This window comes from Cycloclasticus sp., assembly GCA_040743155.1.
GTDB lineage: Bacteria > Pseudomonadota > Gammaproteobacteria > Methylococcales > Cycloclasticaceae > Cycloclasticus.
The window spans coordinates 1,737,979-1,752,519 of sequence record JBFLJU010000001.1 but is presented as its reverse complement, the minus strand read 5'-3'; the positions used below and the strand labels follow the sequence as shown (position 1 = coordinate 1,752,519).

Here is a 14,541-nt window from a genome sequence, read left to right as displayed (position 1 = left end):
TTGCTTAGCAACGGTCTAAGATAAATTGACTTAACATGTGAACAGGCCGACCTGTTGCGCCTTTTTCAGCGCCAGATTTCCACGCGGTTCCTGCAATGTCTAGATGAGCCCATTTATAATCTTCCGTGAAGCGCGATAAGAAGCACGCTGCGGTTATCGTGCCACCGGTAGGGCCGCCAATATTAGCGAGATCCGCGAAATTACTTTTCAGTTGTGGGCGGTATTCATCCCACAGGGGCAGTTGCCATGCTTTGTCGCCGGCTTTAATGCCCGCGCCTAATAGTTCATTTGCTAATTCATCGTTATTGCCAAGTAGGCCGGTGGCATGTTTGCCAAGGGCTACTACACAAGCGCCGGTAAGGGTGGCGATATCAATAACGACATCGGGTTTGAATTTGGCGCAATAGGTCAACGCATCACATAAAATTAGGCGGCCTTCAGCGTCGGTATTAAGAATTTCAATGGTTAAACCCGCCATGCTGGTGACGATATCACCGGGTTTGTTAGCATCCCCATCGGGGAGATTTTCTGAAGATGGCACGACGCCTACCACGTTAATCGGTAGGTTCAATTCGGCGCACATTTGCATAACACCGAATACACTGGCGCCACCGCACATGTCGTACTTCATTTCATCCATGCCAGATGATGGTTTTATCGAGATGCCGCCGGCGTCGAACGTTAAGCCTTTACCCACGATAACAATCGGTTTTTGCGATTTAGCCGCGCCGTTGTGTTCCATAGTGATCAGTTTGGCCGGTTGGCGTGAACCACGTGAGACGGATAGTAAGGAACCCATGCCCAGTTTTTCCATTTTTGCCTCGTCTAGCACGGTAACTTTAAGTGACTTGTGCTGCTTGCCAAGCGCTTTCGCGGTGTCGGCTAAGTAGCTCGGTGTGCATATATTGCCCGGCAAATTAGATAGTCTCTTTGAGCTATCAATGCCGTTGGCAATGCTCGTGGCGATAGCGGCGGCATGGTCTATTTCTTTTGTAGATAAATCACTTTCGGCAAGAATTTGGTAGGTATCCAGTTTGTTCGCTTCGGGCGCTGATGTGGTGAGCGTTTCTGTGTACTGATAGAAGACTTCACGAGATTTAAGAACCAATTGACGTACTTTCCAATCGTCGTCTTTGTCGATAACGTCAATAGCGAGTAATGCAGAACAAACGGTTTTAACCGGTAGTTTTTTAAGCGTGCTAACCGTGGCGCTAACGGCTTTGTTGAAATCTTCAGCCGTTGTTTTGCCTTGTTCACCCGCGCCAACCAGTAAAACGCGTTTGGTTTTGCTGCCAGCGGGCATTTGTAGTAGCAGCGTATCACCGGCTTTGCCCGTCGCATCGCCTTGTTTTAGTACGTTAGCAATTTGTTTGTCATGCGCTTGGTCGAACATGTCGGTCACGCTCGCTTGTTGGCCTTTGCTAAAGACCGGCAAAATAACGCAAGGCGTAGAGAGTTTATCGATTTGGGCGTTTTTTGAAACAAATTGCATGTTGTGACCTCGGTGATTAGTAATGTTTTTATTTGGCTTTTCCGTTAGGATACGACAGCATGATCCACACAGATTTATAAGCCTAACTATAAGCCAAATCCCCCATTGATGTCTGCGTTTAAATTAAAAATTGTCGACCGATTATTTGTTATCCAATTGAGCAAAATGATGTTGGGTGTGATGACGGTATTATCAGTTATTTTGTTGAGTCAGCGGCTGGTGCGTTTGTTCTCTAAGGTGACGGCGGGTGAGTTATCAACGGATGCTGTGTTGGCCTTAATTAGCTTTAACATGATGCTGCTGATCATTAAAATTCTTCCGGTGGCCTTATTGTTGTCCATATTATTAGTGTTGGGCAGGATGTATCGTGATCATGAAATGACCGCATTGTTTTCCGCGGGCATTGGTTTGACGAGGGTTTATCGTTCTATATTTATTTTTGTTGCGCCTGTATTTCTGTTGACACTTTATTTGTCTTTGGTCGCAACACCGACCCTTATGCAGGAGATTGAACGGGTTAAAAATGATGATCAATCCAATCTAGATATTCGTGGCATTACTGATGGACGTTTTAATGAGTACAGCCGAGGTGATTTGGTTTTTTACGTCGAAGAGATAACCGACGATAACAAAATGTTGAACGTTTTTATCCAAAATCGTCAGCATGGAAAGTTAGGTATTACCTCATCTAAAAGCGGCGAAATAAAAATAGACCCTAAAACGGGTGATCGTTTTATTATTCTGACGGATGGAAATCGTTACGAGGGCGTGCCTGGTCAAGCGGACTATAAGGTGACTAAGTTCGAAGAGTACGGCGTTGTGGTTGCCGAAAAATCGAATACGAAATTAGCATTTGGTACAAAAGAGAAATCTACCGCTGAGCTGATGGATATGAAATCACCTCGGGCGATGAGTGAGCTGCAAAGGCGTTGGTCTTTACCCTTAGCGATGATTACGTTTGCCTTACTGGCTGTTCCCATTAGTCGTGTTTCGCCGCGGGCGGGCATGTATGGAAATTTATTAACGGCGCTGCTGATTTATATTATTTTTGAAAACTTTATGAGCCTGTCTCATTCATGGCTAGTAAAAGGTGTAACGCCAGCTTGGGTAGGTGTTTGGTGGGTTCACCTCGTGATGCTTGGGCTATCGGGTGTCATGGTGGTTAGAATGCACGGCTTTGGTTACGTCAAAAAGACACTACGGTTGAAAAAATGAGAGTCATCAATAAATACATAGCCGTCGAAATACTGAAAAGCACTGCTATTGCGCAGTTGTTTCTACTGTCGTTGGTTTTGGTGATTACATTTGCCGATGAGCTGGACGATATGGGGAGTGGGCAGTACGGTCTGGTTGAGATTTTCAAATATTTAGGGTTGATTGCGCCGCGTAACTTTTATGAATTGCTGCCATCAGCCACTTTACTGGGTGCGCTGATTACACTGGGCGGTATGGCTAACAGTTATGAACTAACGGCGATGAGAGCGGCGGGTATTAGCCGTTGGCAGATTATTTTCGCCACGCTGCGAGTGGGTGTGATGTTGGTGGTAATTTCTTTATTTGTTAGTGAAGTGATTGCGCCGACAACTGAGCAAGCTGCACAAATGCTAAAGTTTACCGCGAAAAATGAGCAAGTTGCATTGAGAACGAAGTATGGCTTCTGGACCCGAGATGGTGATACTTATTTGAATATTCGTGAAATTTTAAATTCATCTGAGCTCAAGGATGTGAGTATTTATGAGATGACGGATAAAAATGAATTGAAATACGCTACGCACGCTGCCAGCGCTAGTTTTATCGATAATAGGTGGCAGTTGAAGGGTATTCAACAAACCACGGTGACAGAGAAGGGCGTGGAAGTGTCTAATTCTGATTCGGCGCAATTAGATTCGTTGTTAGATCCAGGGTTGTTGGATGTTATCGTGGTTAAACCCGAGCGGTTATCTATTATAGGTTTGGCGAGTTATATTCAATTTCTTAATAAAAATGGGCAAGATGCCACGCGCTTTGTTGTAGCTATCACCAGTAAGTTGATTCGTCCCTTTGTGATTTTAGTGATGTTACTGATAGCGATTCCGATGGTATTAAGTGTTAAACGGGCTAGTAGTACAGGCACTCGGATTCTGGTTGGTGCGTTGATTGGTATTGGCTTTAGTTTGGTTGATAGGTTGTTTGGCAGCGTAGGTGTTTTATACGGTTTGAACCCTGTTATCGCCGCTTCATTGCCATTCTTATTAGCTTTGTCGGTCTCTATAGTTACGATTCGCCGGATGGGTTAATTATTCGCTGTCTTTCCACTGTAGCCGACTGTTTGATGCGATGTCGTGCCAAGTTAGTCGATCTTTGTTAACGAGAATCCATAAGATACCCAAGCCAAAAATCCCCCAAGAAAAGATGGCGACGATGAAGCGGACTAAGGCTTGTTGCCAATTGATATTGCGCCCATCTTCATCGGCCACTTGAAGTTTCCACGCAACAAGCCCCAAGGTTTGTCCGCTTTTAGTCCAAAACCAGCCATAAAAAAGAAAACTTACCACTAATAGATAAACAGAATATTGCCACGAATTGGGTTGGAATAAATTCTCGTCTTGGAATGGTAGTAGAACCAAAGTGGCTAAAAATAGGACGGCAATCAGTAATAGCAAGTCATAAACAATAACGGCTAGTCGCTTAAAAATGTTTGGCGGGTTTTTAGAAGGAGTCATGAGTTACAAAGTGGTGGTTAAAGTAGTCTTGGTGCTCTTAGTTCGGCACGCAGTTGGTTAATACGGTTTTCGATTTGGCTGCTCAAGTAGAAATTATTATTAGCGGCGCGTAAGGCTTGCTCAAGCTGAATAATGGCGTCTTTAGTGAGGCCTAGAGAATAAAAATACTCGGCTCTATATTGGAAACCTCTAACGGGGTTGTTGACTTGGCCATTGGCGATTGAAAGCAGGTCGTAAACATTAGGTGTTGGATTGAAATGTTGTATATCTTGGTTCAAGTAGGCTAAAGCTTGCTGTGGTTTACCGTTGTGCAAGAGCACCTTGGCATACAGTAGGTTAACTGCGCGACTGTTAGGGAATAGTTGTGTTGCTTGGCGAAATAAACTTAAAGAACGTTGTGGTTTATTGTCGCGGTAATCATTAAGCGCCAGAGCGGTTAGATAGTGCTGCTGCGCTGGGTTTTGTTTTGTTAGGGCGGTCAAAATGACTCGGGCCTTCTCAAATTGCCTGCCTTTCGCTAACGACAGTGCAAGGCCGTAACGGGCGGCGTCTTTTATCTGTTGAGTACCTTGCTGTGATTCATTATTGAGGGCTGTTATAAGCTCGTTAATGGATGATTTGGGCTGTTTGCCGACCCGAATTTTCATCCGAATTAAACGAAAGTCTTGCGAATCTTCAACCTGCTTATACGGAAATTTTTCTGCTCGTGCTGCCGTGTCCGAAATTCGTGAAACGGGTGCTGGATGAGTCAGTAATATTTCAGGAACCTTTTGACCATATTGAGTGGTGGCGGTTTGTAGCCGGCCAAAAAAGATAGGCATGCTTCTCGGGTCGAAGCCTGCGTCGGCCAAGTTTTGTACGCCGACACGGTCAGCTTCAGCCTCGTGGCTGCGCGTGAAATTGATTTGTTTTTGTACTTGCCCTGCTTGCACCGCCATGAGTGCGGCCGCTCCAACACCGGGAACCGCGACACCTAAAACAATGGCGGCGAGTGTTGCCGCAGCACTGGGCAGTGACATTTGGCTAGCGGTTTCAATGGCGCGTTGCAAATGTTGCTGAGTTACGTGTGCGACTTCGTGGGCAACAACGGAGGCTAACTCACTTTCAGATTCGGCCGCTAGAATAAGCCCAGAGTTAAGTCCGATATTTGCATCGGGGCCAGCAAACGCATTGATTCGGTAATCCCTGACGACAAAGAAGTTAAAGTGTCGGTCAGGTTGCTCACTGAATTTGGCGACTTTGTTCCCTAACGCTTGTGCGTAATCGTTAATTTCTTGGTCGTTACTCAGCGGTACTCTTAGGCGGATGCTTCTGAGAAAAGCTTTACCAAGTTTTTTTTCAAGCTCACCCGAAATGATGATATTTGATGTGTTGCCTATATCAGGCAGCTTGATTCGATTGTTTGCGATGCTTTCGTTAGACCAAATAACGGCGCTACCTACGATAATGTAAGTAAAAGTGGAGGCCAGCAGTACGGTGAGAAAACGGCGCATGATATTATGGTGTTCATTCATAAGCGGGTCTCAGTTTAATTGAGTTTAAAAACAAGTTAAATGAAAATTTCTATTCAAATTAATGCGAGCCCTTATCAGCATCAAGCAGCCGATACAGCATGGCATTTTATTCAAGCTGCTATGGCGAGCGGCCACGAGGTGTACCGTGTTTTTTTCTACCATGATGGCATTTATAACGCCTGTCGAGACTCTCGGCCTCCGGGTGATGAAAGAGATATCGTGAAAAGATGGAGTGAATTGCATTCTAACAACGGTGTTGATTTGGTAGTCTGTGTATCGTCGGCGCAACGTAGGGGCTTGCTGGAACAGTCAGTTGCAAAAAAAGTGGGTGGCTATGAAAGAGCGTTAGCCAACGGGTTTCGAATCGCAGGCCTCGGTTTGTTAATGGAGGCGATTATAGACTCTGATCGTCATATCACCTTTGGCGCTTAAGATGAAAACGTTGTTTTTTATTATCGATAAGGCCATGCATGGCAATGTTTGCGCCCAAGAATTCTTCGATATAGCGTTGATGGCAGCTGCTTTTGATCAAAAGGTGGTGTTATTATTTGAGGCCGATGGTGTGGATGCGTTGGTAAAAAACCAGCAACCTGAAGCGCTTCAGTTAAAAAATATAACGCCTATTTTAAATGCCTTAGAAATTTACGATATCAAAGAGGTGCTGGTTGAAAAAGAATCGATGGAAGCGCGCGGCTTGGCTGAACGTCAACTGGCGATAGCCGTTAAGGTGAAATCTCGGCGCGAGATTCAACGACAAATAAATTCAGCCGACCATATCTTCAGTTTCTAATGTTATATATTGTTAATAAAAAGGGTGAGGCGCTAACAAATTGTGTCGCAAGGGCGTCGGCTAACGATGTGATCTTATTGATTGAGGACGCTGTGTTTGCCGCGCTGGTGACAAAAGAACCTTCTGTTTTAGCTGCACTTGGCAGCGATGTGCTGGTCTATGCGCTGATGCCGGATATCCTCGCAAGGGGTATAGCTGAGGAACGTTGTTATGCGCATATTCAATACCTTGATTATGCAGGGTTTGTAGCCTTGGTCGAGCAGCATAACCCGATTAGGTCTTGCTTTTAGTGTTGGATAATCTCGAACGAGATGAATATGGTTTCTTAAGCAATAGAAATCAGTGGAATGAATCTGTTGCAGAAGCGTTAGCGGTTGAAGACGGGTTAATGCTGACACCGGCACATTGGGAAATTATTCATTTTATGCGTGGATATTATGCTGAGTTTAATCATCAGCCCAATGCGCGGCTATTTGGCCAAGCGATTAAGAAAAGGTTGGGTGCTGCGAAAGGCGCGTCTATTTATTTGTACAAACTGTTCCCTGATGGGCCGCTGAAATATGCTAATAAGTATGCCGGCTTGCCTATTCCGCCTTCTTGTATTTAGGTGATTAATCAGACTGCTTAAAACGATGGATTTGTCGCCTTTGTTTTTTATTGGGGCGTTCTGATTGTGGTGCTGATGCGTGAATGTCTTTATTAAGGGCGATCAAGGCTTGTCTTCGTTGAACACTTTGTTCCTGTTCACTGTATAAAAGGCATGCTTCCTTAGCGGGTCGGCGTTGTGCGTTTAAGCCGAGAAGGTTTACTTCCCAGCTGTACCCTGCTTTGTTGATTTGAATGATGTCGTCAATACGCACTTCTTTGCTGGGCTTAGCTCGTTGGCCATTAACGTGTACTTTTCCACCGGAAATTGCCTCGGTTGCTAGTCGCCGTGTTTTGAAAAAACGAGCCGCCCATAACCACGTGTCTAAACGTTGTTTTGTTAAGGCTTGTTTTTCTTTTGCCATTGTTGTTTAAGCCAGTAAATCGTCGAGCTTTCCCGCGCTTTCAAAGCCATAAATTTCCATGCAATCACCAATGTGAGTCTCGCCGTTAAAGATCTGAGGAACAGTTGTTCGTTGGCTTTTTTGTATCATTTCAGCCCTTTTCTCTGGTTCTTGGCTAATGGAAATTTCAGTAAACTCGATGTTCTTCTTATTTAGCAGGCGTATCGCCTGGGTGCAGTAGGGGCAAAAAGAAGAGGTATAGATGGTGATGTTAGACATAATTTGTTTTTAGAATTAAAAAAGAAAGTCTAACAGAGTTGCTTGATTATTCGGGCTGATTAACAGGTTTATGCTAGCGCAACGGGAATGTTTTCAGTAGAATTGCGAGAATTCAAATGATTCAGCAAAAACCAAGAGAGATGAAGCAATGAAGCGATTATTAGCGGGTGTACTAGTGTTGGGAATGGCGTTTTCTGTAACGGCAAACGCAGCGGGTGACGCTGCATCGGGCGCGATCAAAGGGCAAACCTGTCTAGGTTGTCATGGCGTGAAAAACTATAATAATGCATACCCTACTTACCACGTGCCTAAATTGGCTGGTCAGCATGCAGGCTATTTAGTGGCTGCAATGAAAGCGTATAAAGCAGGCGCACGTACACATGAAACGATGTATGGAAATGTTGTGGATTTATCAGAGCAAGATATGCAGGATATTGCTGCATACTTTGAACAAGACGGTAAATAAGCACCTAATAACACAGATCAATTGAGGAAGAAAATGAAACAATTAATTAAAATGGTTTTCGCAATCGCGTTGGTTGCGGCATCGACTAGTGTTTTGGCGCTAGGTGATATTGAAGCAGGTAAAGACAAGTCAACAGCCTGTGCTGCGTGCCATGGTGTATACGGAGTTAGCGCTAGCGCAATGTTCCCTACGTTGGCAGGTCAACATGCCGATTACATGATTCAAGCGTTAAAAGCGTATAAAACAGGTAAGCGTAATAACCCTATTATGCAAGGCAGTGTCGCTGGTTTGAGTGATGAAGATATGGTTAATTTGGCGGCTTATTTTGCCAGCCAAACAGGGCTAAAAACACTGAAAAAATAAGCGCTTAGCTGTGAAGCTAAACGACGTAAAAACGCGCATTTTTGCGCGTTTTTTGTATCCGTAAATAAAAGGAAACGATGATGAGTCAAAAGATAACGCTTAAAGTTAAAAAGAATGATGATGGGCAGGTGATAGAAGAATGTGAGTACTTGGATCAGAAAATGCACGGAAAGCGCACGATTTGGCATCCATCAGGTGTGAAGATATCGCAAACCGATTTTATCAATGGTGCCATGCATGGTGAGCATATCTCGTGGTATTTGAGCGGGAAAGCTGCACTGAAGGCAGCAGTTGTTGATGGTCACTATCATGGTCTATTTACGGCGTATTGGCCTAATGGTGAAAAACGTGAAGAAGGCTTTTTGGATAAAGGGGAGCGTATAGGCGTATTTAAGTCATGGTCTGATAGTGGTGAGTTACTGGCTGAGAAAAACCATGACAATTAAAAGCTAGGCGTTTAAGCTTGATCTAGCAAAAGGAGAAAATAAAGTCTACAATGCGGCAGTGCAATAAAAAAAATTAATTAACTAAGGCGAACTAATGAACGATAAAACCCCACAAGAGTTATTCGAGAAAATGGCAAGCAAAGGCCATAGTATGTTTAAAGATTTTTCAGCGTCAGAATCAAAAGAAATGATGTCTCAGTTTGGAAATTCATGGAATACGATTATGACGCGTGCTATGGAAAGCCCTGAAGAGTGGGTTAAAACAATGTCTGGCTTCTATCAAGATCAATTCAATCTTTGGGTTAATATGTTTAATCCGGCGAGTCAGTCAACGGTACAGCCGGAACGTGGGGATCGCCGTTTCTCAGGTGATGAGTGGGAAGAAAGCCCAGTGCACAACTATATAAAACAGTCTTACTTGTTATCTAGCCGCTGGTTAACGGGTATGGTTGAAGATTCAACACTAGACGACAAAACGAAGAAAAAATGTGATTTCTATACGCGTCAGTTTATTGATGCTATGTCACCGTCAAACTTTGCATTAACAAATCCCGAAGTATTGAAAGAAACGGTAGAAACTAAGGGGCAAAACCTAGTTGCAGGCCTTGAGAATTTAATGAAGGACATGGATAAGGGCAGCATTTCCATGACGGATGAATCAAAGTTTACCTTAGGTGAAAACTTGGCAACAACGCCGGGATCAGTTGTTTTTGAAAACAAACTGATCCAATTGGTTCGTTTTAAACCAATGACTGAAAAAGTTAATGAACGCCCAATTTTGATTGTTCCTCCTTGCATCAATAAATACTATGTTTTGGATTTATCGGAGCACAATTCATACGTTCGTTATTGCCTAGAACAGGGTAATGATGTGTATATTGTTTCTTGGCGTAACCCAGATGAAACATTGGGTGATGTAACGTGGGATGAGTATATTTCAGAAGGAACTATTCCTGCGATTGACGCTGTTAAAGAAATCTCTAACGCTAAGAAAATCAATGGTGTTGCTTGGTGTATTGGCGGAACCATGTTGGCAACGACTATGGCTGTATTAGCGACTAAACGTAAAAAACCATTTGCAACAGCAACATTCTTTACAACATTGCTAGACTTCTCTGATCCGGGTGAATTGGGCGTATTTATCGATGAGTCTCAGGTACAACAACATGAACATAAATTAAAAGAAGGTGGCGTGATGCCGGGTAAGCAATTGGCATCAACGTTTGCCATGTTACGCGCTAACGACCTTATTTGGAGCTACGTTGTTAATAATTACCTAAAAGGTAAAACACCGCCACCGTTTGATATTCTTTATTGGAATGGCGACTCAACAAATATGACGGCTGCTATGTACACATGGTACTTGCGTAATATGTACTTGGAAAACAAATTGGCGGAACCAAATGGCGTTCAACTTTGTGGTGTAAATATTGATTTGGGCAAAATTGACTGCCCTGTGTATTTCTTGTCTGCGATTGAAGACCATATTGCACCGTGGAAAACAACGTTCATTGGAACGGAGTTGGTTAAAGGCGAGGTTGAGTTTGTATTGGCAGCGAGTGGTCATATTGCAGGCGTTATCAACCCAGCTAATAAAAACAAACGTCATTTTTGGAAAAATGGTGAACTAGGCAAAGGCTCTGAACATTGGCTAGAATCTGCTGAAGAAGTACCTGGCAGTTGGTGGAATCATTGGGATGCTTGGTTGAAAAGCCAAGGTGATAAAACAGTAGCAGCACCTACTACCTTAGGCACAGATAAGTTTCCGGAGTTGGAAGCGGCACCTGGGTCATTTGTTTTGGCAAAAGCTAGTTAGTCTAAAGCAATAGCTAATGGATGCCTGACAAGTCAGGTGATCTGTGTAAATATGAAAGCCACCGTTTATACGGTGGCTTTTTTAATGCCGAAGAAACAGTAAAGTAATTGGAAAAAAAGATGGAATCTCCTTGTGTCCGAAAGTGCACGTTAAATGAAGAAGATATGTGTTTGGGCTGTGGCCGAGAGCTTAATGAGATCACAGCATGGACCTCTTATTCAGAAAAGCAGCGTGCTGAAATAATAAAAGACTGTGTGCAGCGTATAGCGTTGTTTGGAACTCAGACGACACTTAAAGAGTTAGTCAAAAAGGGCGTGTAGAAGCCGTCTGAATTAATCATCAATGGGGTCTTGATTACGAGTGCCTTAAGGGTAAACTAAATGACATTAAAGTCATCAATGGAGAGTTAGCATGAATTCGGAAAAAGTTGTTTTTAGTTTCTTTATCGTTTTAGCGCTAACACTAAATTTTGGCTTTTTTATGGGTGAATTAGATGACTTTAGGCATCATAATATTTATGAGTTGTTTGCCACTATTTTTGTAAATCTAGTGGCAATGGGCCTTAAGTTAGGGGATCGTACTCAAGTAGGAGCGGTTCTATTATCAACTAGCATGGTCGCAAATCTACAATTGATAGCCGGTGCGCTCGTTTGGGGCTACGTAACGCAAATTTCGGGGACAGGATTGAATGCAGAAAGTACCTCTGTCATTGTGTCATTGTCAGGTGGTGCGTTAATTGCTAATGTCGTTTCTGTGGTGATGTTGGTGTCAGAAACACTCATGTCTCGCCGATAGGCGTTCAGTCTATGTCTGACTCATCACTGGGCAGAGTATCGTTCATTGTTTTGCGCCACATGCGCACGCCAATTATTGTTTTTATATGCGTGTATGCAATATGTATATTGGGTATGGTCTTGGTTCCAGGCTTGCCTGACGCAAATGGACAGACGACGTATATGTCATTTTTCCATGCCTATTATTTCTTGGCGTATACCGCCACGACGACGGGCTTTGGTGAGTTACCAACAGCTTTCAGTAATGCGCAAAGGGTGTGGGCGATTTGTTGTTTATACATTAGTGTCATCACTTGGCTGTATACGGTTGGTAAGATTATTTCGTTATTAAGAAACCCTTACTTACAGTCGGCGTTTGCTGAGGAAAAATTTACCAGAGCGGTTAGAAAAAAAACCAATGATTATTACTTGGTATGCGGCTTTGGTGACACCGGTAGTCTCCTATTGCGAGGTTTAACGGAAGCCGGTTACTCCGCGGTTGTGTTAGAGCTGGATGATGAGCGAATTAAAGCACTGGACTTACGTGATTACCCAGCCAAGGTATTGGGGCTTTGTGCTGACGCGACGGTTCCACGCTATTTGTTAGATGCCGGCATTGAAAGTAAAAAATGTATCGGTGTTTTAATTTTATCAAATGACGAGGAGGCCAATTTAAAGGTAGCTGTATCCGCGAGAATATTAAGGCCAGGTATAAAAATTATCTGCCGTTCAACGTCTGTCGATAATGAAAGTGAAATATTGGCAATTGGCGGGGATACCCACGTTGTTGACCCTTTTCGTGTGTTTGCTAGCTACCTTAGTTTAATTATTTATAACCCAACAATACAAACCTTAAACGAATGGATGTCGGGTGAGCCTGGAGCAAAATTAGACCGTAATATCTGCCCATTGAAGGGTGGGAAATGGATTTTGTGTGGACATGGCAGGATGGGGCGAGTTGTTTATAAGGAGCTAACTGAAAGAGAGGTTGATATAACGGTTGTTGAGCCCCTTGTTGAGAATATTGAGGATATTGCTGATCACGCTGTATTAGGGCGTGCCAATTTGGAAAATTTGAAGCGGGCCGGCCTATCAGATTGTGTTGGCATTATTGCGGGCACAAATAACGACACATTTAATTTAAGCATGGTGCATCAAGCCAATAGGGCGAATTCTTCATTATTCTCTATCGTTCGGCAAAATAGGCACACGAATGAAATTCTCTTCAAAAGAGCAGATGTGAATTTTATTTTGCAGCCCAGCTTGGTTATCGCTCGAATGGTGCTTTTTATGTTGACGGCACCTTTATTGAAGTCGTTTTTCACCCATTTACGATTATTGTACGAGAATGATCCATCCAGGCTTGCCGATATTACAAATAAATTAGAGCTTGAGGTGGGCGGTGAATCACCAACAATAAAGACATATATCATCGGCCAGAATATAACGCCAGCGGTATGCCAGAAACTCTCAGAGCGTGCGATAGTTTGTTTGGGAGATATTTACCGGGATCCTTCGGGAAGAGATAGTTTCTTAAAAATGGTGCCCTTGGTGCACAGGCGAGGAAAAACTATAAAAGTTTTGCCTCCTAATGACCTTGCCTTAATGGAAGGTGATGAAATTCTCTTTTGTATGAGACCGGAACACAAAGTATTACTGGAAGCAAATTTACTCAATGCGTATACCTTAGATTATCTATTAACGGGGGTAGAACCTGCTAGAGGTGCTTTTTTCAGGTGGCTTGAAACTAGAAATACCGCTAACTAAGTCCTTTCCCGCTAAAAGGGCATAAGTCTTACTCAAACGATTCAACTGTTTGCTTCGGCTTTACACCCAAAGGGCATAAGTCTCACTCAAACGATTCAACTATTTGGTTCGGCTTTATACCCAAGGGGCATAAGTCTCACTCAAACGATTCAACTATTTGGTTCGGCTTTATACCCAAGGGGCATAAGTCTCACTCAAACGATTTAACTGTTTGGTTCGGCTTTATACCCAAGGGGCATAAGTCTCACTCAAACGATTTAACTGTTTGGTTCGGCTTTATCAAGCCATGCCTCGATTGAGTTAATGTCTTTAGCGTTCATAAGCGCCGGTGAATGAGCTGTATTGGCAATCTCTAATAGCTCTGAATTAACGTTTTTTTCGATCATTTCTTCTGCCGTTGAGGTTCCTAATAAGTCGGAGTTTTCGCCGCGAATGATTAAAGTCTGCAGTTGAATGTTGTTCCATACCGGCCACAAATCGATATCTGCGAGCGGTTTGTTTGTGAAAGCTTGTGATATGTCGGGGTCATAATTGAGAGTTATTTGGCCGTTATCTAAGGTTCGCTGCCCATAGCGCAATATGTGTTGCCATTGTTCGTCTGTCAGCTTGCCAAAGCCGACATAAACGGCCCTAAGATAAGCCTCAAGTTCGGCTGCGGTATCAAAAGAAGGTTGTTTGCCAACGTAATTAGCAATGCGCATCAATGCAGCTTTAGGAATAAAAGGCCCCACATCATTTAGGATTAACCTCTGTATAGGTGACTGTTTTAAAGAAGCCAAGGCCATGCCAAGTAGTCCGCCCATTGATGTGCCCAACCAATCGACTGTCTCGGCGCCGGTTCTGGCGATAATCATTAACGCGTCGATGGTGTATTGGTGATAGTCATAAGCCATTTTATTCGTTAGCCAATCACTTTCACCGCGGCCTGGCAAATCAAAGCAGATAACGCGTCGTTTAGAGGATAGTTTTTTTGCTAACGCATCAAAGTCGTGTCTATTTCGGGTTAAACCGTGCGAACAGATAAGAATGTTTGGATTCTCTATATCTCCCCAATCAGTATAAGCAAGTTGATGTAACCCATCAGTTGAGCAGCTGGTAACGTATTGAGTTCTCATGTTATCGGGTGATTTATTGTTGCAATGCA

Annotated in this window: 19 protein-coding genes; 13 read left to right on the top strand and 6 right to left on the bottom strand. The window is 43.5% G+C overall.

Features of this window, described 5'->3' with window-relative positions:
• Positions 1 to 4 precede the first annotated feature (4 nt).
• Entirely contained in the window at positions 5 to 1,492 is a 1,488-nt protein-coding gene (locus AB1Y31_08455) for a leucyl aminopeptidase (GenBank protein ID MEW4983200.1), read from the bottom strand.
• 108 nt (positions 1,493 to 1,600) lie between these two features.
• Here AB1Y31_08455 and lptF point away from each other — a divergent pair, with 108 nt between their 5' ends.
• Entirely contained in the window at positions 1,601 to 2,707 is a 1,107-nt protein-coding gene (gene lptF, locus AB1Y31_08450) for an LPS export ABC transporter permease LptF (protein MEW4983199.1), read from the top strand.
• Positions 2,704 to 3,768 (top strand): LPS export ABC transporter permease LptG, encoded by a 1,065-nt coding sequence (lptG, locus tag AB1Y31_08445; protein MEW4983198.1) that lies wholly within the window; start codon positions 2,704 to 2,706, stop codon positions 3,766 to 3,768. The genes lptF and lptG overlap by 4 nt, the downstream gene beginning before the upstream one ends.
• Here lptG and AB1Y31_08440 read toward each other — a convergent pair whose 3' ends face one another.
• Together AB1Y31_08440 and AB1Y31_08435 are read right to left on the bottom strand one after the other, a co-directional pair.
• Positions 3,769 to 4,194, bottom strand: a complete 426-nt coding sequence (locus tag AB1Y31_08440) for an RDD family protein (protein MEW4983197.1) — start codon at positions 4,192 to 4,194, stop codon at positions 3,769 to 3,771. It abuts the gene before it with no gap.
• A gap of 17 nt (positions 4,195 to 4,211) precedes the next feature.
• Positions 4,212 to 5,708, bottom strand: a complete 1,497-nt coding sequence (locus tag AB1Y31_08435; protein MEW4983196.1) for a M48 family metalloprotease — start codon at positions 5,706 to 5,708, stop codon at positions 4,212 to 4,214.
• 39 nt (positions 5,709 to 5,747) lie between these two features.
• Here AB1Y31_08435 and tusD point away from each other — a divergent pair, with 39 nt between their 5' ends.
• From tusD to AB1Y31_08415, 4 genes are read left to right on the top strand one after another with little or no spacing between them, the layout of a single operon-like run.
• Entirely contained in the window at positions 5,748 to 6,140 is a 393-nt protein-coding gene (gene tusD, locus AB1Y31_08430; protein ID MEW4983195.1) for a sulfurtransferase complex subunit TusD, read from the top strand.
• Position 6,141: 1 nt separating this feature from the next.
• Positions 6,142 to 6,498: a sulfurtransferase complex subunit TusC gene (tusC, locus tag AB1Y31_08425; protein ID MEW4983194.1), complete on the top strand. Its 357-nt coding sequence runs from the start codon at positions 6,142 to 6,144 to the stop codon at positions 6,496 to 6,498.
• Positions 6,498 to 6,788: a sulfurtransferase complex subunit TusB gene (tusB, locus tag AB1Y31_08420; GenBank protein ID MEW4983193.1), complete on the top strand. Its 291-nt coding sequence runs from the start codon at positions 6,498 to 6,500 to the stop codon at positions 6,786 to 6,788. The genes tusC and tusB overlap by 1 nt, the downstream gene beginning before the upstream one ends.
• Positions 6,788 to 7,105: a TusE/DsrC/DsvC family sulfur relay protein gene (locus AB1Y31_08415; GenBank protein MEW4983192.1), complete on the top strand. Its 318-nt coding sequence runs from the start codon at positions 6,788 to 6,790 to the stop codon at positions 7,103 to 7,105. Before tusB ends, AB1Y31_08415 begins: the two co-directional genes overlap by 1 nt.
• Positions 7,106 to 7,109: 4 nt before the next feature.
• Here AB1Y31_08415 and AB1Y31_08410 read toward each other — a convergent pair whose 3' ends face one another.
• Both AB1Y31_08410 and grxC read right to left on the bottom strand, forming a co-directional pair.
• A complete protein-coding gene (locus AB1Y31_08410; protein MEW4983191.1) occupies positions 7,110 to 7,508 on the bottom strand; it encodes a S4 domain-containing protein in 399 nt (132 codons plus the stop codon).
• A 6-nt stretch (positions 7,509 to 7,514) separates the two neighbouring features.
• Positions 7,515 to 7,766, bottom strand: coding sequence for a glutaredoxin 3 (gene grxC, locus AB1Y31_08405; GenBank protein ID MEW4983190.1), 252 nt, complete (start codon positions 7,764 to 7,766; stop codon positions 7,515 to 7,517).
• Between the two features lie 148 nt (positions 7,767 to 7,914).
• On the opposite strand from grxC, the gene AB1Y31_08400 reads away from it, so the two are divergent.
• From AB1Y31_08400 to AB1Y31_08370, 7 genes are all read left to right on the top strand, one after another.
• Positions 7,915 to 8,232 carry a cytochrome c gene (locus AB1Y31_08400; protein ID MEW4983189.1) on the top strand — a complete coding sequence of 106 codons (318 nt, stop codon included), beginning with the start codon at positions 7,915 to 7,917 and terminating at the stop codon, positions 8,230 to 8,232.
• Between the two features lie 33 nt (positions 8,233 to 8,265).
• Positions 8,266 to 8,595 (top strand): cytochrome c, encoded by a 330-nt coding sequence (locus AB1Y31_08395; GenBank protein MEW4983188.1) that lies wholly within the window; start codon positions 8,266 to 8,268, stop codon positions 8,593 to 8,595.
• A gap of 80 nt (positions 8,596 to 8,675) precedes the next feature.
• A complete protein-coding gene (locus tag AB1Y31_08390) occupies positions 8,676 to 9,041 on the top strand; it encodes a hypothetical protein (protein ID MEW4983187.1) in 366 nt (121 codons plus the stop codon).
• A 94-nt stretch (positions 9,042 to 9,135) separates the two neighbouring features.
• Complete coding sequence (gene phaC, locus AB1Y31_08385; GenBank protein MEW4983186.1) at positions 9,136 to 10,857, top strand: class I poly(R)-hydroxyalkanoic acid synthase; 1,722 nt, start codon at positions 9,136 to 9,138, stop codon at positions 10,855 to 10,857.
• 119 nt (positions 10,858 to 10,976) lie between these two features.
• The gene (locus tag AB1Y31_08380) at positions 10,977 to 11,177 is read left to right on the top strand and encodes a DUF1289 domain-containing protein (protein ID MEW4983185.1); all 201 of its coding nucleotides are present in this window, start codon (positions 10,977 to 10,979) and stop codon (positions 11,175 to 11,177) included.
• Between the two features lie 91 nt (positions 11,178 to 11,268).
• A complete protein-coding gene (locus AB1Y31_08375; GenBank protein ID MEW4983184.1) occupies positions 11,269 to 11,652 on the top strand; it encodes a DUF6394 family protein in 384 nt (127 codons plus the stop codon).
• A gap of 11 nt (positions 11,653 to 11,663) precedes the next feature.
• Positions 11,664 to 13,397: an NAD-binding protein gene (locus tag AB1Y31_08370; GenBank protein MEW4983183.1), complete on the top strand. Its 1,734-nt coding sequence runs from the start codon at positions 11,664 to 11,666 to the stop codon at positions 13,395 to 13,397.
• Positions 13,398 to 13,654: 257 nt separating this feature from the next.
• Here AB1Y31_08370 and AB1Y31_08365 read toward each other — a convergent pair whose 3' ends face one another.
• The gene (locus AB1Y31_08365) at positions 13,655 to 14,512 is read right to left on the bottom strand and encodes an alpha/beta hydrolase (GenBank protein ID MEW4983182.1); all 858 of its coding nucleotides are present in this window, start codon (positions 14,510 to 14,512) and stop codon (positions 13,655 to 13,657) included.
• Positions 14,513 to 14,541: the final 29 nt, after the last annotated feature.